Below are 20,184 nucleotides of genomic sequence, written 5' to 3'. Positions count from 1 at the left end.
CCTCCCTCTCTTGTCTCCATCCAATTATCTATATCAACAAATCTACCAGCCGATCGCCGAGCCGTCGCAGCGCGGATCCGATCCGCCGCTTAACAGACCATCCTTGCTAATCGCAATGGCATGCGCATGACCCATCACGCCGTCGAAATCCGGCAGTCTCCGGACAAGATGTCCGGCTTCCGCCAGCTTATCGGCCGTCTCTTCCGAGATTCGGCCTTCCAGCTTCAGCTCTTGCGTCGGAGCCCCCCATGTGCGGCCCCATACAAAGCGCGGCTCGCTGACCGCCTGCTGCGGATTCATGCCAAAATCAATCATCCGTGTAAGGATAAGCGTCTGTGTCTGCGGCTGCCCTTCCCCGCCCTGCGTGCCGTAGAGAAAGCTTGGCTTCCCGTTCAGGCAGGCCATCGCCGGCATCAACGTATGGAAGGTCCGCTTGCGCGGCTCCAGCCGGTTAATATGATTCGGGTCAAGCGAGAAGAACGAGCCGCGGTTTTGCAGCAGCACGCCCGTATTGCCCGCCACGACGCCTGAGCCAAATTCGAAATACAAGCTTTGGATGAACGATACCGCATTGCCGTCCTCATCTATAACTGCCGCATAAGCCGTATCGCTGCCGACGGGCTGGCTGTTGATATCGACCGCGCTATCTTTATTAATAAGTGACGCCAGCTCTGCCGCATACTCCCGGCTTAGCAGCCGTTCAAGCGGAACGGCGGAGAAAGCGGGATCCGTCAAATACCGGTTGCGGTCCCGGAAGCTCAGCTTCAGCGCTTCCGTCAGCACATGATAATATTCGAAGGAATCATGCCCCATGGAGGCCAGATCGAACCGTTCCAGGATCTGCAGCGCCATAATGCCGGTGAAGCCCTGCGAATTGGGCGGCACCTGATAAAGGTCATAGCCCCGGTAGGAGCCGCGGATCGGCTCTGCCCATTCGCCGCTATGCGCCGCGAAATCCTCCTCCGTCAGCACGCCGCCCTCCGCCTTCAAGAAGCGGACAATCTCAGCGGCCACTTCGCCCCGGTAAAAGCCATCTCTTCCTTCCATGGCCAGCTTGCTCAAGGTTGCCGCTAGCCGCGTCTGGATAAAACGCTCTCCGGTTGGCACTATGCGCCCGCCCGGCGTATAGATATCGGCCGTAGTCTGCTGCTCCCCCAGCATGGCCGCATGCTGCCTCGTATGCTCATATTGATCGGGGGACATCGGGAAGCCTTCTTCCGCGTACGATATCGCGGACTCCAGCACCTCCGCGAACGTCAGGCGCCCGTACCGGTTCTGTACCGCATACCACCCGTCTGCCATGCCAGGCACCGTAATTGCGCTTCTGGGTCCTCTAGTCGGAATAGCCTCCACATCGGCGAAGGCTTCTATTGTAGCCCCGCTGCCGGAACGGCCGCTTGCGTTATACGCCCGCACTTCCCGATCCGAAGCATGATAGGTAAGGAAGAACGAATCTCCTCCCACCCCCGTCATATGCGGATAAACAACCGCAAGTGAGGCGCTGACCGCAATGGCCGCATCAAAAGCATTGCCTCCCCGCTCCAACACGCGCGCTCCTGCTGCCGTTGCCAAATGATGCGGGCTTACCACCATCGCCTTCGTTCCCGTTACCGGCTTCTTCATCCCCATGCCACCTCATAAGTCAGGTTTATTAACATCGTATATTACTTCTAAAAATAACACGGCTTTCCCTGCCCGGCAACGGGAACGAAAGCTGTTCCGACGATTTTTGTTGATGATGAACAAAAATGATTATATATTTATGCATATAGTAATGAATCTTTGCCTTTTACATACCTTTTGCATATACGCGATAACGGAAAGGAGCTACACTAAACATGCAGCATCGAACATCCAGTCCCATCGAAAACGTTCAGATCGATGAAATCGATCGTAAAATCATCTCTGCTCTGCATCAGAATGGCAGAATCTCTTACACCGATCTGGCCAAGGATATCGGCCTATCCCGCGTTGCCGTGCAGGCGCGCATTAACACGCTGATGGAAGAAGGCGTCATTGAGCGGTTTACCGCCGTTATTAACCCGGAGAAGATCGGCATTACGGTTAGCGCTTTTTTTAACGTGGAGGTCGAACCGAAATATCTTCACGAAGCAGCCGACCGATTGGCCGACGAGCCGGTTGTCACAAGCCTGTATCACATGACCGGCCCAAGCAAGCTGCATATGCATGGCTTATTCACGAGCAATCAAGAGATGGAAACCTTTATGCGGGAGAAGCTGTATCCGCTGCCCGGCATTATGGGCGTCGATTGTCAGGTGCTTATTAACCGATACAAAAGTCGGATGGGAATGAGGCTGTAACGAATGGAAACAACAACGACGAGGCTGGAACCGGGCGCTCCGCCGCCGCAGACCGGACGGCCATCCGGGTTGAATGATTACGGGCAGATTGCATGGGCGATGCTCAAAACCGGTGTATTAGGCTATGGCGGCGGACCGTCCGTTATTCCGCTTATCCGCTATGAAGCCGTCACCCGTTACCACTGGATCGAAGATGACGAGTTTGCCGAAATTCTCGCCTTGGCCAATGCCCTTCCGGGACCGATCGCAACAAAAATGGCCGCCTACCTTGGCTACCGCCGCAAGGGCTGGCTTGGGGCTGTCGTCTCCGTCCTCTCGCACGTTATGCCTTCGGCTATCGCGATGATTGCCCTTCTGTCGGTCGTGCAATATTTGAGCGGTTCGGCCGTCATTCAGGGGATGATCGCGGCCGTTATTCCGGTCATTGCCGTTATGCTTGGCGTTATGGCTTACGAGTTTGCCAACCGCGCGGTCAAAGGGCTTGGCAAATGGATGGGGATCGGTATGTTTGCCGTCGCTTTTCTCCTCCTGCAAATTATTAATATTCAGGATGCGATCGTCATTGTCGCTTTTCTTGCCTACGGCGCCGTTCATTTCAAAGCAGCCGGCTGGGTCGCCAAACGGAAAAGCAAAAAGCGCGTACGCTCTGAAGGAGGCGGAGAGTAATGGACTGGCTGGACCTTATTATCGGCTTCTTTGTCGCGAACGTTCTTGGCTACGGCGGCGGACCCGCTTCCATACCGCTGATGTACAATCAGATCGTCACCCATTACGGCTGGACGAACGACGCCGAATTCTCCAATATACTTGCGCTTGGCAACGCGTTGCCCGGACCTATCGCGACCAAAATCGCCGCCTTCGTCGGCTACGACCAATTCGGCTGGCTGGGCTTGGTCCTAGCGCTTGCAGCCACTATAGTGCCGTCGGCCGTAGCGCTGATCTTCCTGCTCAAGCTGCTGCAGAAGCATCGCCAATCCCCGATCGTGAAGGGAATGACCCTGCTTGTTCAGCCGGTTGTGGCCATCATGATGGTTCTGCTTACCTGGCAGATGGTCGATACCTCCATCCATTCCACCAACCTGTGGCAGACGCTTGGCATCGCCGCCGCCGCTTACTGGCTGATGGAGCGGAAGAAGGTCCATCCCGCCATTGTTATCTGCATCGCTTTCGTTTACGGCGGCACGGTTCTGGCGCATATATAGAAGAAACCTCCTGTTCCAATGCGGAACGGGAGGTTTTATTTTGCAGGAAAACTATAGATCTCTGGAATGCGTGTGAACCTCTTGCCCTCGGGTCAGAGGAACCTTCAGCTCGCCGTCCTCTCTCATAAACGGCCAATAATTCGCTTTGCCGAACATCCGCACCATCACCGGGATGAACAGCGGCAGCATCACAAGCGCGTAAAGGAACAAGCCGCAGAGTACGATGGTTGCGATCTGCAAGAGCGACATGACGCCCGAAGGGAGCATCGCCGCGAATGTACCGCCTAGAATGAGAGCTGCCGACATAATGACCGTCCCCATGTTTTTCATCGCCGCGAGAATCGCTTCGGCAGGAGACATTTGATCGCGGTACTCCTTGAAGCGGTCCATGAGGAAGATGCTGTAGTCGATGCCAAGCGCCACGAGCATGACGAAGCCGAAGAACGGAACAGCCCAGCTGATGCCGGTATGGCCAAGCATTTTCACGAAAATCACCTCGGTAATCGCCATCGACGTATAGAACGTCACGAGAAGCGAAGCGATCATATAGAGCGGCATGATAATCGAACGGAACAGAATAATGAGAATAATCGAAATCCCGATAATCATGAGCATCACCGTACGGGAATAATCCGCATTCGAAATATGGCTCAAATCGTTATTCATGCTGGAGACGCCGCCAACGGCATAAGTTACGCGACCGTCATAGGCGGTCCCTTGCACGCCGCGTCCTACCGCAGCCTCCAGATCGTCAATCTGCGACATGGTTTCTTCCTCGTAAGGATTGCCGCTGAAGACAACGTCAAACTTCGCCGACCTTCGGTCCTCGGACATATACACGTTTAGCGCCTGCTGGAACTCGCCATTCTTGATCGCCTCGTCCGGAATAAACCAGCCCGTCATCTGTTTGTTTGACGAAGCGGAAAGCTCGCTTAAATAACCTTTTGCGGACGACAAGCCGTCCGTCACTTGCGTTAGGCCACTAACGCTTTGGTCAAGTCCGTCCGTCAGCTGTCCCAGCTGGCTGTTCAGCTCCGCGAAGCCGGACTGCAGCTCCTTTTGCCCGCTCGAGAGCTGATCCAGACCTTGCGTTACGCCAGGCAGCTTCAATACGATCCGGCCTTGGCCGTCAGCCGCTTGCTCAATGCCCTGCTGCAGTTCGGAAATACCGTCGGCCAGCTTGGCAAGACCCGCCGCCAGTGCAGCTTGCCCGCCAGCCGCCTGCTCGTAGCCGGCATTCGCTTGCTCCAGCCCTCCGCTCACGCCCGCCAGCTGCTTATTCAGCTGGGACAGCTGGCCGCTGATGCCCGTCGCATCCTGGCCCAGCTGCTTCACCGAGCTTAACGCCTGCTGATAAGCCGCGTCGTCAGCCAGCTCCGGATGTGTTGCGGCAAGGCCGGAGATGCCCTGCTCAAGACTCGACAGGCCGTCCGCAAGCTTCGCTTGTTCAGAGGCAGCCGATTGATACGCCTGCGATAACTGCGTCAATCCGGTCCCCGCCTGCTGGTAGCCACCGAGCAAATCCCGGCTTGCCGCCGCAAGCTGATCGGCGCTTGCTTTCGCCTGCTTCAATCCGCTCGTTAATTCTTTCGCGCCGGAGGATCCGTCTCGCAGACCGCGTTCAATCTGCTTCAGTCCGTCACCCAGCTGGTTGATGCCATTCTTCAGCGCGTTGGTGCCGTCCACCAGCTTGCCCGCGCCGTCGGCGGCATCATTCAGCTTCGGACCGTTCTTGCTTAGCTCGGAGCTGGCATCGGATAAGCCGGAGCCAATCTTGCCCAGTCCGTCGCCACTCTGACCAAGGCCATCCTCCAGTGTTCCAACCTGATCGGATACGAGGAAATCATCCATCGCATCGCCCGTAGGGCGCGTTGCGCTGCGGACAACCTTTACGCCTTCAACCTTGCCAAGCTCGCGGCTGATCTGCTCGAGTGCCGCCAGCCCATCCGATGTATCCAGCGGTTCTTCCGATTTCACAACAACCGTGGTCGGGAGGGATTCACCCGGGCCAAAGCCGTCCGCGATGATGTTAAACGCTTTGACCGAATCGTATTTGTCGCCAATCTCGTCGAGCGAGTTGAAGGACAAGGAGCCTTTGTAAGCGGTTAGGAAGGGCACAATCAGCACCGCCAAAATAACCAGCGCCCAAAGCGGGCGTTTCAGCGAGAAGCTGCCCACTGCTCCCCACAAGCCGCTTGGCTTATGCTCAAGCGAGCCTTTGGACGGCCAGAACAGCTTGGGTCCAAGCACGGCCATGAAGAACGGCACGATCGTGAACAAAGCGAGCAGCAGCACCGCGATTCCGACAGCTACCGCTACCGCCGAGCGGTACAGGATAAAGGTTGAGAAGCCAATCGAGGCGAAGCCGACCAGTACGGCAAGACCGGAGAACAAGACGGTTCTGCCTGCCGTTTTGTAAGTAGCCACAATTGACTCCGGGATATTGCCGCCGCGGTGCGACAGCTCTTCCTTGAAGCGGCTGATCAGAAGAATGCAATAATCCGTCCCGATCCCGAACAATACGGCAACGAGGAAGATTTGCGTAAAGTTGGATAAAGGGAAATCCAAATATTTGACGAGAAATGCGACAATCGACTGTGTCACCATGTAAGTAAAACCAACGGTCAGAAGTGGTACGATAGGCGCCACCGCCGAGCGGAACACAACAAACAAGATAATAAGAATGAAGCCTACCGTAATAAATTCGGTTTTCTTCAGCCCTTCCTGGGAGCTCGTTACAACGTCCTCCGAGATGAGCCAGTTGCCTGTGTAATAATGCTCGACCTTCACGTCTTTGAGCGCGTCGTACAGATGATCGCGGACCTGCGCCAGCTCCGCTCCGTCCAGATTCACGTTAACGAGCGCGAGCACCGTCGAGCCATCCTCCGAGACCATCTGCTTCGCCAGATCCGGCGTATCGAAATACGTCGTCAGCGAAATGATCCGCAGCTCGTCTTTGTCCTCCTTCAGCTTGTTAATGCCGCCTTGCACGCTGGCCAGATCGCCCTCGGACAAGCCGCCGTCTTTATGGAATACCAATACGGTAGAAGCGCCGCCGCCCCCGGAATCCTTGGTCCCAATCTCCTTCTCCATGTCCGAGGCGATTGTTGAGGAATAACCGCCCGGCACGTTCACCTGCCCCTTCTCGCGGACAAGCTCCTGCATGTTGGGCGCGCTCAGCATCAAGCCCGCCATCACCGCAATCCAAACAACAAGGAGAATCCATCTTGCTTTGATGACCGTCTTCATTTTTTCTCTGACTCCTCTCCATCTCCCGGCGGTTGTGACATAACCATGGCCAGCTTTTCATAAGTCTCAATAAACGCCAGAGCTTCCTGCTCGTCAAAATGCTGCAGGTACTTCGCGATGAGCTCCTGGATCTTGCGCTCAACCGCATCGGCCATCCGCTCTCCTTCTTCGGTCAGCCGTAGCAGCGTAACCCGGCGGTCCTTCTCATCGGGCAGTCTCTCCAGCAGCTGTTTATCGAATAACCGCGTAATGATGGCGGTAATCGAGCTTTTGCCCACGCAGAACGTATCCGCTAGCTCGGTAGAGGTGCACACCCCCACCGTTCGCAAATAACGCAGCGTCGAGGACTGGTCAAACGTCAGCTCCTCCGGCATCAAATCGCGGAGCATCGCGGTAAGCCTGCGCTCCACGGTGAAATGAGCCCCTTCGTATCGCCGAATGAGCTGCCCCAGCATTTCGTTGTCTATAACCATATCTGTATCCCTCTCGTTTTTCGAATCATTTAGTTTTACTGTAGAACTATTCGACAGTAGAACTATAACAAAAGGATAAGTTGCGAGTCAACCAATAAACAGGAAATAATTTGAAAATTTTATGAAAAGACCGGCTCGATTGCTTGTCCCCCGCGGCAGGCTTATACTATGGTTGAACTTACCATTATCTTCGTAGGAGGCTGGAATTATGTACGATATCATCGTAATCGGCGCCGGTCCTGCCGGTGCAAGCGCAGCAATCTTTACGGCGAAAGCAGGCAAGAAAACCCTGTTGTTTGAGAACAACAAAGGGATGACGAAGCGGGCATGGTTCGAGAATTATTACGGCATCGCCGAAATCGGCGGGCCTGATCTGGTGGATACAGGCAAGAAGCAAGCGGTCAAGCTTGGCGCGGAGTTAAAAGAAGAGACCGTTACCGGAGTAACGCCAATCGAAGGCGGCTTGTCCGTCGTAACGGATCAGGGTGCATACGAAGCAAAGCATGTCCTGCTCGCGACAGGCGCTCTGGTTGATCTGGCGGAGCACATTGGCGTTGCAACGAAGCCGGGCACGGAGCCGCGGATCAAAACCGTGGTGGACGTCGATGCGGCTGGCCGCACAAGCCTGGCCGGCGTATGGGCCGCGGGTACGGTTGCGGGCGTAAGCGTGCATGCGGTCATTACCGCAGGCGACGGCGCCAAAGCAGCCATCAACATCATCAGCGAGCTGAACGGCGAGCGTTACGTCGACCACGACGTGATGAAGGCGTAGATAGGCGCAAAAAAAGGACGGGGCAGATTTCTGCTCCGTCCTTTTTTTTGCGGCGCTGCATGCGGCGGTCGGCGCGCACCGCGTCTTTTTATAAAGCCGTGATTGAACTTTAAGCCAATCATGCTGGCTGCCGCCCGGCTCCGCCAACCCGTTACCGGTCTGTTCCGCTAGTCCCTTTCCCACCCGCAAAGCTCTTTGAATCAAGGGGCTTGTCCGCAATCGCCGAGCTATCCGGCTGCATGCCCGAATCTTCGGACGAGGATGCCGATACGGACGGGTCCGAGCCTATGGCATTAGCCAGGATACCTCCGCCAAGCGCGAGGGTAAGTGCCATGAGGCTGGCAGCGAACGCTTTACTTCTTCTCCGCATAATGGTTCCGCCTTTCAACCCAGGATGATCATTCACCCTCCCATTGTAGTCCCCTTGCATGAACGGACTTTGAACATCGCGGGCTTTTTGGCTTTTGTCAAAAATTAGAATAGTCTCAGAACTAAACTCCGGACCTGAATAGGCCGAAAAAAAGAAGGAAGGTACGCTGCCAAATACTTTTCTAACCTAGGCTCGCGAACTTATCTAACATTTGGCTACTATAGTTGGTTGTAGACTACAACAACTTTGTTCAAGCAGCCGAGCAACTACATACAGAACGAGGGATATCGAATGTTTACGAAGAGAAAAACCAGTTTAGCGCTCGTCAGCTCCGTTGTGCTTGCCCTTCTATTTCTGGCTACAATCGGGGCAATGGTCTCCATTACGACAAGCAATCAGAAGGATGCCTATTTCGACGAAATGTCCCGCACGGTCAAAACTCTCGGCAATATTACCTATGCCAGAATCGACCTCGTCACTTCTGCGCAGGAACAGCTGAAAACAGGAAAAACGCAAGGCTCTTACGCCTTTCACAATTTATCGTTATTCCTTGAAGCAATGAATTCCAATGATCAGATATCCAATGTCTATATTTTGCAGCCGGATAAGGTCGAGAAGGAAGGAAAAGCCTATCTCACCACGCTTCAGGGCACGGAGGCCCTTACGCAGGCGGGAATCATGCCGGGAACCCCGTACGAGCTATCCCCCCAGTTCGGAGAAGGCTACGACAAGGTCATGAAAGACGGCTTTGCCAAGCTGGACACATACGAAGACGAGATGGGGACATGGGTTACCTATCTGTTAGCGCTTAAAGACAACAACAACAAAACGATTGCGGTGTTTGGCGCGGACTTCGATTACGACAGCGTGCAAGCCGAGCTTAACCGCCGGATGTGGCAGGTTATCAACATCGGGATTATCTGCGATGTAATTGCCGTGATTCTCATCGTGCTTTTCGTGCGGTACGCCATTAAGCCCCTGAAGCGTCTCAGCCAAGTGGCGGCACTGGCCGCAAAAGGAGATCTAACCGTCACCGTACCGGTCACGACGGGCAACGAGATAGGCCAAGCCTCCAGCGCTTTTAACGAAATGATTGTCAGCCTCCGCCAGCTGGCCGGCCAGATTCGCGCCACATCGGGAGAGGTTTCCGGCTCCTCCTCCATCATGCAAGAAAGCGCCGAGCAGACCTCGCGCGCCACAGAGGAAGTCGCCCATGCGATTCAGGAGGTTGCGGCAGGGGCAGATACGCAGCTCCAGAGCTTCCAGGAATGCCAGCGCGCCATGAATGAGATGACCGTTGGCATCCAGCGGATTGCGGAGTCCTCCTCATCCGTTTCCGAGCTTGCCGCAGACGCCTCCGAGCTTGCCAATGCCGGGGATACCGTTATTAACCGGACGGTCAGCCAAATGCAGGTCATTGAGCAGAACGTGAATGAAACGGTCACTGTCATGCAGGAGCTTCAGCAAATGAACAGCCAGATCGGGTCGATTCTCGAAATGATCGGGGACGTGTCCAAACAAACCAACCTGCTTGCCCTTAACGCTTCTATCGAAGCCGCGCGGGCCGGCGAGCATGGCAAAGGCTTTAGCGTTGTCGCCCATGAAATCCGCAAGCTGGCTGAACGCTCGAAGGAATCCTCGGACCAGATCAGCGATATCCTAAGCGGCATCAGCAGCCGCACCAGCGAAGCCGTAATCGTAATGGAAAAAGCAGCCGAAGGCGCCCGCGAAGGATCGACCGTTACCCATCAGGCAGGCGAATCGTTCCGTTCCATCCGCGAAGCCATCCGCCAGGTCTCTTCCCAAATCCAGGAGGTCTCCGCCGCATCCGAGCAAATGTCGGCAGGCAGCGAAGAGATTGCTGCCTCGCTTGATCAGCTGGAGCATATCGCCGAAGCCTCCTCCGTTCAGTCCCAGCGGGTTGCTGCCGCCTCCGAAGAGCAGCTGGCCTCCATGCAGGAGGTTGCAAGCTCCTCCGCGCAGCTCCGCAGCCTCGCCTCCGAGCTGAACAAGGCTATCGATACGTTTAAGACCGAATAAGACTAAGCAAAAAGCACCTCCAGCACGCCAAACGGCTGCCGGGAGGTGCTTTTTCTTGGCTGGAACAGGGGAGAACCCTTCCCCTGTCCCGCTTTATCATCAGGAAGCCGTTACGGCGCCGCTGCCCTGCTGCAGCTGGTACATCGCGTAATATTTGCCGCGATGCTCCATCAGCTCGTCATGGTCGCCGCGCTCCACGATGCGGCCGCGGTCTAGCACCAGAATCTGATCCGCCTGGCGGATCGTCGACAAGCGGTGCGCAATCACAAACGTCGTACGGCCCTTCTTCAGTACATCAAGCGCTTCTTGAATAATGGCCTCTGTCTCTGTATCAATGCTGGCCGTTGCTTCATCAAGAATCAGAATCGCCGGATCATAAGCAAGAGCCCTTGCGAACGAGATCAGCTGACGCTGTCCCGCAGATAGCGTGCTGCCCTTCTCGATGACCTCGGCATCAATGCCGCCGGGAAGCTGCGCGAACATCTCGTAAGCTCCCACGTCGCGGAGCGCCTGCTCCACCCGCTCCCGGCTGATCGCCGGATTGTTCAAGCTTATATTCGACGCGATCGTACCGGTGAACAGGAACGGATCCTGCAGCACAATGCCCATATGCTGACGCAGATGCTGCTTCGGAATATCCAGCACATCCATGCCGTCAATGATAATGCTGCCTTCGTTCGAGTCATAGAACCGGAACAGCAGGTTCATAATGGAGCTTTTGCCGGAGCCTGTATGGCCAACAAGTGCAACCGTCTGGCCTTGACGGGCGGTGAAGGAGATGTTTTTCAGCACATACTCATCCTTCTTGTAAGCAAAAGAAACGTCCTCGAATTTCACTTCGCCTTTATAACGCTCCATCGTGCCCTGCTTCACTTCTACGCCCGGCTGATCCATCAGCGTAAACACCCGCTCCGCGGACACCCTTGCCGTCTCTAGATTGGACAGCTGGTTCACGACGCCAACGATCGGCTGGAACATCCGGTTCATCAGGTCGACAAACGCATATAGTACGCCAACCCCGATCGCAGCGCCAAACCAATCACCCCAGAAGAACCAGATTACGACGAGGAAAATGATATTCCGCACGACGTTCACCAGGTTATGCGACGTAATCGAGTTCAAGCTCAGCAGCTTGTTCTGATACGTAAAATAATGCTCGTTCAGCTCGTCGAATTCTTTAAACGTCTCTTTCTGACGGCGGAACGCCTGAATGATAGCCATCCCTTGAATCGATTCGTTGATCATCGCGTTGATCTCGCTCAGCTTCGTCCGGATAATCCGGTTGTAGCGGGCGGCAAACCGCCGGTACAGCTTAATCCAGACAAGAAGAATCGGCACAAGCGGCAGCGCGAAGAGCGCTAAACGCGGATCAAGCAGGAACAAGGCCCCGTAGATCGCCGTCATATACACGATCGCGGAGAAGAAATTCGCCAGAACCGCCACGTACAGCTCGCGGATGGCCTCCGTATCATTCGTAATCCGCGATACGACCTGCCCCGCGGCCAGCGTATCGAAGTAGTTAACCGGAAGCCGCTGCGTATGAGCAAATACGTCATTGCGCATCCGCCGGACAATGCGGTTCGCGGAGGTCTGCAGCAGAAGCCGCTGGCCATACGTGAATACCGCGCCAAGCAGGAGCAGCCCGACATACAAGCCCGCCAGCTTCATTAGGCTCGGAATTTCCGGCTTATAGAACTGATACAGCTCCTTAGCGGAAATTAACGTTACCGCGAACGCCGCTGTTTCCCCGGTTGTTTTGTCGGTGACGGTCATTTGATTGTCCGTCACCCTGCGCACGCCTTCCACGGCCGGAAGGGCGCCTTCATACCAATAAAATTTTCTGCCCGCCTGCAGCAAATGCACCTCCGTGCCTTTTGCCTCGCCGGCTGCGAAGTGGTCTTCGCGTTTATACCATTTATCTTTATAAGAGACCGCATAAGGCTCATCCCCGGGCGTCTCGTACCAGCTTTTCTCGATGCCGAGAATATTCTGATCGATCATCCGCTTGGCGATAAACGGCCCCGCCAGCTCCGCGCACACGGCCAGCAGGAGCAGAATAAGCGCTCCAATGATCGGTTTTTTATAAAGCATGGCGTATTGAAACAATCGTTTACCTGTTTGACCCATTGTTCGTAAACGCCTCTCTTTCCTATGATTCAATAAGCGACTCCAGCTGCTGCCGCTCATACTGCTCCTTGTACCAGCCATCCTGCTTCACAAGATGATCATGGGTGCCCTGCTGCACGATTCGTCCTTCATCCAGCACGACGATATGGTCGGCATGCTGTACGGCAGACAGACGGTGAGTCGTAATCAGCGTTGTTTTGCCGGCGCGCTCGGTACGGATGCCTTCGATAATTTCGGCTTCCGTCCGGCCGTCTACCGCAGACAGCGCGTCATCCAGCATCAAAATGTCCGGATCGGCAATCAGCGCGCGCGCAATGCTTACCCGCTGCTTCTGGCCGCCGGAGAGCGCAACGCCCTTCTCGCCAACCATGGTTTCAAGACCGTCAGGCAGGAATTGAATATCCTTGGCGAAGGATGCCCTTGCAAGCGCGCGCTGCAGATCCTCCTCCGTCGCCTCGCCTTTCTTGCCGAACATAATATTCTCGCGAATGGTCTTCGAGAACAGAATAGGCTGCTGCGGCACGTAGCCGATCCAGCCAAGAAGCCGTTCCATCGGCAGCTTCTCGAGCGGCTGGCCCGTAATGTTGATCTCTCCGGCGCCAACCGGATATTCCCGAAGCAGCTGCTTGAGCAGCGTTGTTTTGCCGCTGCCCGTGCGGCCAACGATACCCAGCGTTTGGCCTTGGCGCAGACTGATGGTCACATCGCTCAAGTTGTCTACGACGGACGAAGGATAACGGAACGTCACGTCCTCGAAGGCAATCGTTGCCGGAGCTGTCACGTCAATCGTGTTCTCCGCATCCTGCACATCCGGTTTATACCCAAGCGTTTCCTCTACCCGGTCAAGCGATGCATTACCGCGCTGCATGATGTTAATCAGCTCGCCGATCGCGAACATCGGCCAGATCAGCATCCCGAGATACACGTTAAAGGAAACCAGCTCGCCAAGCGTAATCTCGCTGTGGAATACCAGATAACCGCCGTAGCATAAGCCAATCAGATAACTAAGGCCGACCAGCACTTTGATTGTTGGCTCGAAGAGCGCATCAATCTTGGCCACCTCGATATTTTTCTGAAACACTTCATCCGTTTTCTTGCGGAATTGATCCTGGCTTGCTTCCTCCTGCACGAAAGCGCGGATAACCCGTACCCCCGATACCGATTCGAGCACCTGGTCATTCAGCTCGCCGAACGCGTCCTGCGACTGCATGAAGCGCTCATGGATCTTCCCGCCGAAATGCTTCATCGCAAGCGCGATGAACGGCAGCGGCAGCAGCGCGGCCAGCGTCAGCTTCACGCTGATCATCGCCGCCATAATGCCGAGAATCGTCAGCATGAAGAAGGTCGAGTCAATCAGCGTCAGAATGCCGAAGCCCGCTGTTGTGGCAACCGCGTTCAGGTCATTCGTCGAGCGGGCCATCAGGTCGCCCGTCCGGTTCCGTTCGTAGAAGGTTGGCGTCATCTTGAGGAAATGGCGCATGAGCCTCGAGCGCAGCAGCCGCTCCAGCACGAAGGCGCCGCCGAATAATTTATAATGCCACACATAAGTTATCGCGTAGCCAACGATGGTTACCGCGATCCAGCCCGCAACCACCTGCATGAACCCCGTGCCGTCCAATCTTCCCTGATGGATTCCGTCAATCGTATGGCCAATCAGCCACGGCGGAATGACATCGAGAAAGCCCGTGATGATGAGCAGCACGCAGGCAATCGTATATCTTTTCCAATTCATCGCAAAAAACCATCGAAGCTTCTTAAGTACAATAAACATAGCTCTAGCTAGACACCTCCCGTTTCCATCCATGCCTCAGTCCCACAAAAAAAGAAGCGCACCGTAAGTGTACGATACGCTTCTTTCAGACGACAGGCAGGCACAAGAAGGCCCGCTGTGATCAAAAAAGGCGCACGGTTACGGTTACGTAACCATGCGCCTTTGATTTAATGGGATACCCCTAAAGATCAAAGAGATTAGACGCGCGGATGGATTACGTTCATAAATTTAGTATGCACATTGTTAAATCCTACATGTTGAGAAACGCCTACAATTGGGTTCATGCCGTAATCCTCCTTTCGATTTGTGAAATATATTTGTCACTTTACCATCCGATGAAATAACTGTCAATCCGTAATTTTGTAAAACTCCGCCTATTTTTGCCGCAATAGACTTTATCGGTGCCGGAGCATTCGATAACCGAGTTGCTATTTGGGCGATTGGCCCGATAGGAATGCCTCACATGACCCAGGCCTCTGCCTGCCGCTCCGCCAGCAGAAGCTGCTCCCTCACCCTAACAACTTCACCGACAATGATAAGCGCAGGGTTAATCACCTTAAACGAGGTAGCGAGCTTATGAATATCGGCAAGCGTACCGGTAATGACGCGCTGCCGGCTAGTGGTGCCCCGCTCGATGATAGCAACCGGCGTAGAGGCCGCCTTGCCATGCTTCAGCAGCTCCTCGCGGATCGCCGCAAGCTGGCTGACGCCCATATAAATCGCCAGCGTATCCACGCTATGGGCGAGCAAATCCCAGCGCACCGGCTCCTGATCGCCGTGACAGCGGTTGCCCGTCACGCAAGCGAAGGATGCCGCTTTCCCGCGGTGCGTCAGCGGAATTGCCGCCGATGCCGCCGCGCCAATCGCCGAAGTAATGCCAGGCACAATCTCCCATTCGATGCCGTGCTCCGCCAGCTCCAGCGCTTCCTCGCCGCCGCGCCCGAAGACGAAGGGGTCGCCCCCCTTCAGGCGGACGACCGTCTTCCCTTCCTTCGCATAAGCCACCAGCGCCGCGTTGATTCTCTCCTGCGGCATCGCATGCGCATTTGGCGCTTTACCGCAATAGACAAGCTCAACGCCGGGCCGCGCATAAGCAAGCAGCTCCTCATTCACAAGGCGGTCGTACAGGATCACATCCGCCAGCCCGATGCGGCGCATCGCTTTCACCGAGATCAGCTCCGGATCTCCCGGACCCGCTCCGACTATATAGACCTTGCCTGCCGCCGCCCGCATTACAGACCGCTTTTCTCGGCAGCCAGTGCCGGTTTGGTTGGTAGGCCCGCTTGCCGCTTCGAGCTCTCGGAATCCTTCGCCTTCTTGTTATGCGACCAGTAGAACATAAAGCCGGTAAACAGCGCACCGCCTACAAAGTTGCCCAGCAGCACCGGGATCTGATTCCACAGCCACCAGTCGGCTATGGTTACATCCGCCCCAAGCATCATCCCCGCCGGAATGACGAACATATTTACGACGGCGTGCTCGAAGCCTTGTTCAAAGAACATCAGGATCGGCAGCCACATCGCCACGATTTTGCCCAAAGTAGATTTAGAGGTCATCGCCATGACTACGCCGAGCGTCACCATCCAGTTGCACAGAATCGCCTTGATAAAGACGAGAATGATGCCGTCAAAGCCTAATTTATGATAGCCCAGCGTCTTGGTCTCGCTCACTTGAATGAGCATTTGGGCGAGCGGATTCGCCATATCCGTGCCCATCTTCGTGACGGCCATGCCGTATAAAGCCGCATACGCCGCGCAGCCGATCAAATGGCCGATAATCACCAGCCCGTAATTGGCCAGCATGCGGGACAGGGTTGTTTTCCGTTCAAATACCGAAAGAGGAATGAGAGCGAAGCTGCCGGTCACAAGCTCAAGTCCAAGAAGGACGATGATGACGAAGCCAATCGGGAAAATGATCGCTCCGGCAAGGCCGATTGAGGTCTGAGTTGTGGCCGTATAGGCAAGCGTTGTTGCAAAGGCCAGTATCCCTCCGCCGAGAAATCCCCTGAGCAGCATTTGCGAGGCGCTCATCTCCGCCTTGGCCGTGCCCGCTTCTACCATCGATTCCAGTACTTCAGCCGGTTTCACATAGTCCATTTTCATTCCTCCTAAAATGAATGATCACCATTATAGCCCGGGTACGGGCTATCGTGATGATTCATGCTTCGAAAGCGTCCGCTTTGGCGTCCCTATTTTTCTCTATAAGGTGATATAGATGTTGCCGCTGCCAGGGTCAATCTCCGTCTCGAATGTCTTGATACAACCGTCATCCGGCTCATGCACCCGTCCGCTCTTCAGATCGATCCTCCAGTCATGCAGCGGGCAGTGCACGGCCGTGCCGCACACCATCCCCTCCGACAGCCTGCCGCCCTTATGCGGGCATTTGTTCTCGACTGCTTTCACGCTGCCGTCCGTCAGTCGGAAAATGGCTATGTCCGTGTTGTCGATCTGCACCGTACGAGAGCCCAATACGTCGATATCCGATATTTTTGCTACAAGCACCTTTGTCACCATATAGAAGTCCCCCTATCCTTGCACTGGCTGCGGAGTGGATAATTGCTCGAAGTTTTTGCGCAGCTCTTTGTTCTCTACGATTTCTTTCCATGGGTCCGTTGTATAGCTGAGCGTATTCTCAAGACGCTCCACCAAAGCGAGACGATCCTCGCGCTTCTCGAGAGCCTTCTTGACATGATCCAGACCAACGCGTTCAATCCATTGGGCGGTACGCTCGTTCCATACCGCATTCTCGCGGTAATATTGCAGGTAGGCCGAAGACCATTCCATTACTTCATCTTCCGTCTTCACAACGCAGAGCAGCTCGGTGGCGCGTACGTGTATACCGCCGTTGCCGCCTACATGAAGCTCCCATGCGCCATCGATTGCCACGATGCCAAGATCCTTGATCGTGGCTTCCGCGCAGTTGCGCGGACAGCCGGATACGGCAAGCTTTACTTTCGCCGGTGCTGTCATGCGCTCGTAAGCCTTCTCCATCCGAATCCCCATGCCAATGGAGTCCTGGGTGCCAAATCGGCAGAAGGTGTTGCCCACGCAGGTTTTGACGGTACGGAGCGTCTTGCCGTAAGCATGACCGGAAGGCATATCAAGCTCCTCCCAAATCTTCGGCAGATCCTCTTTCTTCACGCCCAGCAGGTCAAGCCGTTGACCGCCCGTGAATTTCACCATCGGAACCTCGTATTTCTCTGCAACGGTAGCGATTTTGATCAGGTCGGCCGGCGTGGTTACGCCGCCGTAGACACGAGGAACGACCGAATACGTGCCATCCTTCTGAATGTTGGCGTGGTAACGCTCGTTCGTGAAGCGCGATTCCTTCTGATCCTCGTACTCCGCCGGCCACAGCATGCCGAGATAGTAGTTCAGGGACGGGCGGCATTTCGTGCAGCCCTCTTCGTTCTTCCACTGCATCACGTTCATGACTTCCTTAACCGTCATGAGACGCATTTCTTTAATGGCCGCGACAATCTCGTCGCGTGAATGCTCGGTACAGCCGCAGATGCCTTCCTTCACCGGCACGCCTGCCGCGTCGCCGGCGTACAGCTTCAGCAAGCCTTCAACTTGAGGCTTGCAGCCGCCGCAGGAAGCGGAAGCCTTCGTGCAGGCTTTAATGCCCGCCAAGGTGTTGCAGCCTTTATTCAATACGGCATCGGCGATATCGCCTTTCGATACACCGTTACAGCCGCAGACTATTTCATCATCCGCCATGGATGCCAGCCGGTCTGACGCAGAAGAAGCTCCGCCTCCTGACGCAGGCGAGAAGCCGATCAGCAGCTCCTTCTCTCTGCCCTCAACCGATTCGCCCTTCTTCATCAGAGCGAACAGCTCCGGTCCGTCCGACGTATCGCCAAACAGCACGGCCCCTACCAGCTTGCCATTCTTGATGACAATTTTCTTATACGTGCCGGCCACATCATCCTGAATGCGCAAAGCTCTAGTGCCCGGCCCTTCGTTAAACTGGCCTGCCGAGAATACGTCTACGCCGGATACCTTCAGCTTGGTGGAAGTAACCGACCCTTCATAGCCCGCTGTTTCAACGCCGGCCAGAAGCTTCGCCAGCACCGCGCCTTGCTCGTACAGCGGAGCAACCAGACCGTATGCAATTCCCCGGTGCTCGGCGCATTCGCCCACCGCGTAAACATCCGGAATATTCGTCCGCATGAAGTCATCCACGATGATTCCGCGGTTGACCTCAATGCCGGAAGCCTTCGCTAATTCAATGTTCGGGCGGATCCCCACCGCCATAACAACAAGATCTGCTTCAACCTCGCTGCCGTCCGCGAATTGCAAAGCTTTCACGCGGCGTCTGCCCGTGATGGAAGCCGACTGCTTCTTCAGCAGGAACTTCATCCCCTGCGCTTCAAGCTCGCGCTGCAGCATATGCGCGGCCGGTTCATCCAGCTCGCGGTTCATCAGAATGCCGTTAATGTGAACAACGGATACGTCCATCCCCAAATTAAGCAAGCCACGCGCTGCCTCAAGTCCAAGCAGGCCTCCACCGATTACGGCCGCTTTCTTATACTTCTGGGAGGTTTCCTGCATGATCTCCGTGTCGCGGATATCCCGGAAGCCGATAACTCCCTCTTTATTCGCGCCAGGCAGAGGCAGCATAAACGGATTTGAGCCCGTCGCAATGACCAGCACATCGTAATCCACTTCAATCCCTTGCTGGGAGTACACTTTCTTCTTTTTCGTATCGACCTTCGTTACCGTATGTCCGGCATGCAGCTGGATATGATTGTCCGCATACCAGTCCCAGTCGTTAATGATGATATCGTTAATGTCGGTTCCGCCCGCAAGCACCGAGGACAACATAATCCGGTTATAGTTCGGATGCGGCTCCGCCCCAAATATGGTAATGCTGTATGCATCCGGAGCAAGCTTGATCAGATGCTCGATTGCGCGCACCCCCGCCATTCCGTTACCAACCAGCACCAATTTCTTCCGATCCGCCATTGTCATTCTCCTCTCCACTCTCTCTAGCTCTTAATCCTTATGAAAATAGAAAAAGCCTGCTCCGTCTGCGAGGACGCACGGGTGCGCTCTCGCATAAGACGAAGACAGGCTTCATTGCCGCTTCAGGTGAATACGCCATTGTATTCATGAATGAGTTTTAAAGTTGTAACGTAACTATACAATGGCATGAACATCATGTCAACATACTTAACATTAAAAATGAACATTTGTGCGTATCGACAGTTTTACACTTTCTATGTTATATATAATGACAAATGATATTTCGTTCGTAGGGGAAGAGGAGGATGTCATGCGCTCTCTGTTAGTTATCGACAATCCCGGTGGGAAAGCCGAAGCGCAGCCGCTCGAGCAAATGCTGGAGACATACGGATACTCCGTATTGTATGCAAGCTCGGAAGAAACCGCCAAGAATCATCTGCCAAAAGCCGATGCCGCAGTGCTCCACCTGGCGCTTGGCGATGTGAAGGCTTGGGGGAACCGGCTGCTTCAGCGCAAGAGGCTGCCGATGCTTTGGTGGTGCAGTAGCGACACGGCAACGATGTCAGCCGCCTTTTGCGAGGATGATCTGCCGATAGACGGCATTTTGACGCCCTCGATGAGCGAGCAGGAGCTGCATTGGGCCCTTCATTTCAGTTCGAAGGCCTGCTTCGAGCGGCAGCAGTGGCTGAATGAGCGCAAGCAGCTGGAAGCGCGTCTTGAGGAGCGGAAGTGGATTGACATGGCGAAGGGTATCTTATGTAAAATAAAGCAGGTGTCCGAGGCCGAAGCTTATGACTTGCTGCGCAAGCAGGCGATGAACGAGCGTAAGCGGATCGTGGATGTGGCTACATCCATCGTGAAAGTCTATCAGCTGCTGCAAGAGCAGAAATAA

16 protein-coding genes are annotated in these 20,184 nt (G+C 55.0%); 6 read left to right on the top strand and 10 right to left on the bottom strand.

Translation table 11 applies throughout. From position 1 onward, the window contains the following. Nucleotides 1-42: 42 nt before the first annotated feature. A complete protein-coding gene (gene ggt / locus M3194_RS11460; RefSeq protein WP_251653594.1) occupies nt 43-1,623 on the bottom strand; it encodes a gamma-glutamyltransferase in 1,581 nt (526 codons plus the stop codon). A gap of 215 nt (nt 1,624-1,838) precedes the next feature. Here ggt and M3194_RS11455 point away from each other — a divergent pair, with 215 nt between their 5' ends. From M3194_RS11455 to M3194_RS11445, 3 genes are read left to right on the top strand one after another with little or no spacing between them, the layout of a single operon-like run. After that, a complete protein-coding gene (locus tag M3194_RS11455; protein WP_127496138.1) occupies nt 1,839-2,321 on the top strand; it encodes an Lrp/AsnC family transcriptional regulator in 483 nt (160 codons plus the stop codon). 3 nt (nt 2,322-2,324) lie between these two features. Next, nucleotides 2,325-2,987: a chromate transporter gene (locus tag M3194_RS11450; RefSeq protein WP_285889214.1), complete on the top strand. Its 663-nt coding sequence runs from the start codon at nt 2,325-2,327 to the stop codon at nt 2,985-2,987. Continuing rightward, on the top strand, nt 2,987-3,523 hold the full coding sequence (locus tag M3194_RS11445; RefSeq protein ID WP_251653592.1) for a chromate transporter: 537 nt from the start codon (nt 2,987-2,989) through the stop codon (nt 3,521-3,523). The genes M3194_RS11450 and M3194_RS11445 overlap by 1 nt, the downstream gene beginning before the upstream one ends. Before the next feature lie 51 nt (nt 3,524-3,574). Here the strand turns inward: M3194_RS11445 and M3194_RS11440 are convergent, their stop codons facing one another. Together M3194_RS11440 and M3194_RS11435 are read right to left on the bottom strand one after the other, a co-directional pair. Next, nucleotides 3,575-6,772, bottom strand: a complete 3,198-nt coding sequence (locus M3194_RS11440) for an MMPL family transporter (RefSeq protein WP_251653590.1) — start codon at nt 6,770-6,772, stop codon at nt 3,575-3,577. Further along, nucleotides 6,769-7,245, bottom strand: coding sequence for a MarR family winged helix-turn-helix transcriptional regulator (locus M3194_RS11435; protein WP_251653589.1), 477 nt, complete (start codon nt 7,243-7,245; stop codon nt 6,769-6,771). The genes M3194_RS11440 and M3194_RS11435 overlap by 4 nt, the downstream gene beginning before the upstream one ends. Nucleotides 7,246-7,453: 208 nt before the next feature. Between M3194_RS11435 and M3194_RS11430 the strand changes: the two genes are divergently transcribed. Then, nucleotides 7,454-8,017, top strand: coding sequence for an FAD-dependent oxidoreductase (locus tag M3194_RS11430; RefSeq protein ID WP_251653587.1), 564 nt, complete (start codon nt 7,454-7,456; stop codon nt 8,015-8,017). Nucleotides 8,018-8,168: 151 nt separating this feature from the next. Here the strand turns inward: M3194_RS11430 and M3194_RS11425 are convergent, their stop codons facing one another. Continuing rightward, on the bottom strand, nt 8,169-8,387 hold the full coding sequence (locus M3194_RS11425; protein WP_251653585.1) for a hypothetical protein: 219 nt from the start codon (nt 8,385-8,387) through the stop codon (nt 8,169-8,171). 291 nt (nt 8,388-8,678) lie between these two features. Here M3194_RS11425 and M3194_RS11420 point away from each other — a divergent pair, with 291 nt between their 5' ends. Continuing rightward, nucleotides 8,679-10,427 carry a methyl-accepting chemotaxis protein gene (locus tag M3194_RS11420; protein WP_251653583.1) on the top strand — a complete coding sequence of 583 codons (1,749 nt, stop codon included), beginning with the start codon at nt 8,679-8,681 and terminating at the stop codon, nt 10,425-10,427. 99 nt (nt 10,428-10,526) lie between these two features. Here M3194_RS11420 and M3194_RS11415 read toward each other — a convergent pair whose 3' ends face one another. From M3194_RS11415 to nirB, 6 genes are all read right to left on the bottom strand, one after another. Continuing rightward, complete coding sequence (locus M3194_RS11415; RefSeq protein WP_251653581.1) at nt 10,527-12,554, bottom strand: ABC transporter ATP-binding protein; 2,028 nt, start codon at nt 12,552-12,554, stop codon at nt 10,527-10,529. A gap of 22 nt (nt 12,555-12,576) precedes the next feature. After that, on the bottom strand, nt 12,577-14,325 hold the full coding sequence (locus M3194_RS11410) for an ABC transporter ATP-binding protein (RefSeq protein WP_251653579.1): 1,749 nt from the start codon (nt 14,323-14,325) through the stop codon (nt 12,577-12,579). A 459-nt stretch (nt 14,326-14,784) separates the two neighbouring features. Then, a complete protein-coding gene (gene cobA / locus M3194_RS11405) occupies nt 14,785-15,558 on the bottom strand; it encodes a uroporphyrinogen-III C-methyltransferase (RefSeq protein WP_251653578.1) in 774 nt (257 codons plus the stop codon). Continuing rightward, nucleotides 15,558-16,421, bottom strand: coding sequence for a formate/nitrite transporter family protein (locus tag M3194_RS11400; protein ID WP_251653576.1), 864 nt, complete (start codon nt 16,419-16,421; stop codon nt 15,558-15,560). Before M3194_RS11400 ends, cobA begins: the two co-directional genes overlap by 1 nt. A gap of 102 nt (nt 16,422-16,523) precedes the next feature. Further along, nucleotides 16,524-16,838: a nitrite reductase small subunit NirD gene (nirD, locus tag M3194_RS11395; protein WP_251653574.1), complete on the bottom strand. Its 315-nt coding sequence runs from the start codon at nt 16,836-16,838 to the stop codon at nt 16,524-16,526. 12 nt (nt 16,839-16,850) lie between these two features. After that, a complete protein-coding gene (gene nirB, locus M3194_RS11390) occupies nt 16,851-19,292 on the bottom strand; it encodes a nitrite reductase large subunit NirB (RefSeq protein ID WP_251653572.1) in 2,442 nt (813 codons plus the stop codon). A gap of 310 nt (nt 19,293-19,602) precedes the next feature. Here nirB and M3194_RS11385 point away from each other — a divergent pair, with 310 nt between their 5' ends. Then, nucleotides 19,603-20,184 carry an ANTAR domain-containing response regulator gene (locus tag M3194_RS11385; protein ID WP_251653570.1) on the top strand — a complete coding sequence of 194 codons (582 nt, stop codon included), beginning with the start codon at nt 19,603-19,605 and terminating at the stop codon, nt 20,182-20,184.

The sequence above is a fragment of the Paenibacillus glycanilyticus genome (assembly GCF_023715145.1).
Classification (GTDB): Bacteria; Bacillota; Bacilli; order Paenibacillales; family Paenibacillaceae; genus Pristimantibacillus; species Pristimantibacillus glycanilyticus_A.
Note: the sequence above shows the minus strand (reverse complement) of the source record. Positions and strands in the feature narration are given on the sequence as shown.

Coding starts and splice junctions, on each gene's coding strand:
- ggt (WP_251653594.1), bottom strand. CDS start 1,623: ATGAAGAAGCCGGTAACGGGAACGAAGGCGATGGTGGTAAGCCCGCAT.
- M3194_RS11455 (WP_127496138.1), top strand. CDS start 1,839: ATGCAGCATCGAACATCCAGTCCCATCGAAAACGTTCAGATCGATGAA.
- M3194_RS11450 (WP_285889214.1), top strand. CDS start 2,325: ATGGAAACAACAACGACGAGGCTGGAACCGGGCGCTCCGCCGCCGCAG.
- M3194_RS11445 (WP_251653592.1), top strand. CDS start 2,987: ATGGACTGGCTGGACCTTATTATCGGCTTCTTTGTCGCGAACGTTCTT.
- M3194_RS11440 (WP_251653590.1), bottom strand. CDS start 6,772: ATGAAGACGGTCATCAAAGCAAGATGGATTCTCCTTGTTGTTTGGATT.
- M3194_RS11435 (WP_251653589.1), bottom strand. CDS start 7,245: ATGGTTATAGACAACGAAATGCTGGGGCAGCTCATTCGGCGATACGAA.
- M3194_RS11430 (WP_251653587.1), top strand. CDS start 7,454: ATGTACGATATCATCGTAATCGGCGCCGGTCCTGCCGGTGCAAGCGCA.
- M3194_RS11425 (WP_251653585.1), bottom strand. CDS start 8,387: ATGCGGAGAAGAAGTAAAGCGTTCGCTGCCAGCCTCATGGCACTTACC.
- M3194_RS11420 (WP_251653583.1), top strand. CDS start 8,679: ATGTTTACGAAGAGAAAAACCAGTTTAGCGCTCGTCAGCTCCGTTGTG.
- M3194_RS11415 (WP_251653581.1), bottom strand. CDS start 12,554: ATGGGTCAAACAGGTAAACGATTGTTTCAATACGCCATGCTTTATAAA.
- M3194_RS11410 (WP_251653579.1), bottom strand. CDS start 14,325: ATGTTTATTGTACTTAAGAAGCTTCGATGGTTTTTTGCGATGAATTGG.
- cobA (WP_251653578.1), bottom strand. CDS start 15,558: ATGCGGGCGGCGGCAGGCAAGGTCTATATAGTCGGAGCGGGTCCGGGA.
- M3194_RS11400 (WP_251653576.1), bottom strand. CDS start 16,421: ATGGACTATGTGAAACCGGCTGAAGTACTGGAATCGATGGTAGAAGCG.
- nirD (WP_251653574.1), bottom strand. CDS start 16,838: ATGGTGACAAAGGTGCTTGTAGCAAAAATATCGGATATCGACGTATTG.
- nirB (WP_251653572.1), bottom strand. CDS start 19,292: ATGGCGGATCGGAAGAAATTGGTGCTGGTTGGTAACGGAATGGCGGGG.
- M3194_RS11385 (WP_251653570.1), top strand. CDS start 19,603: ATGCGCTCTCTGTTAGTTATCGACAATCCCGGTGGGAAAGCCGAAGCG.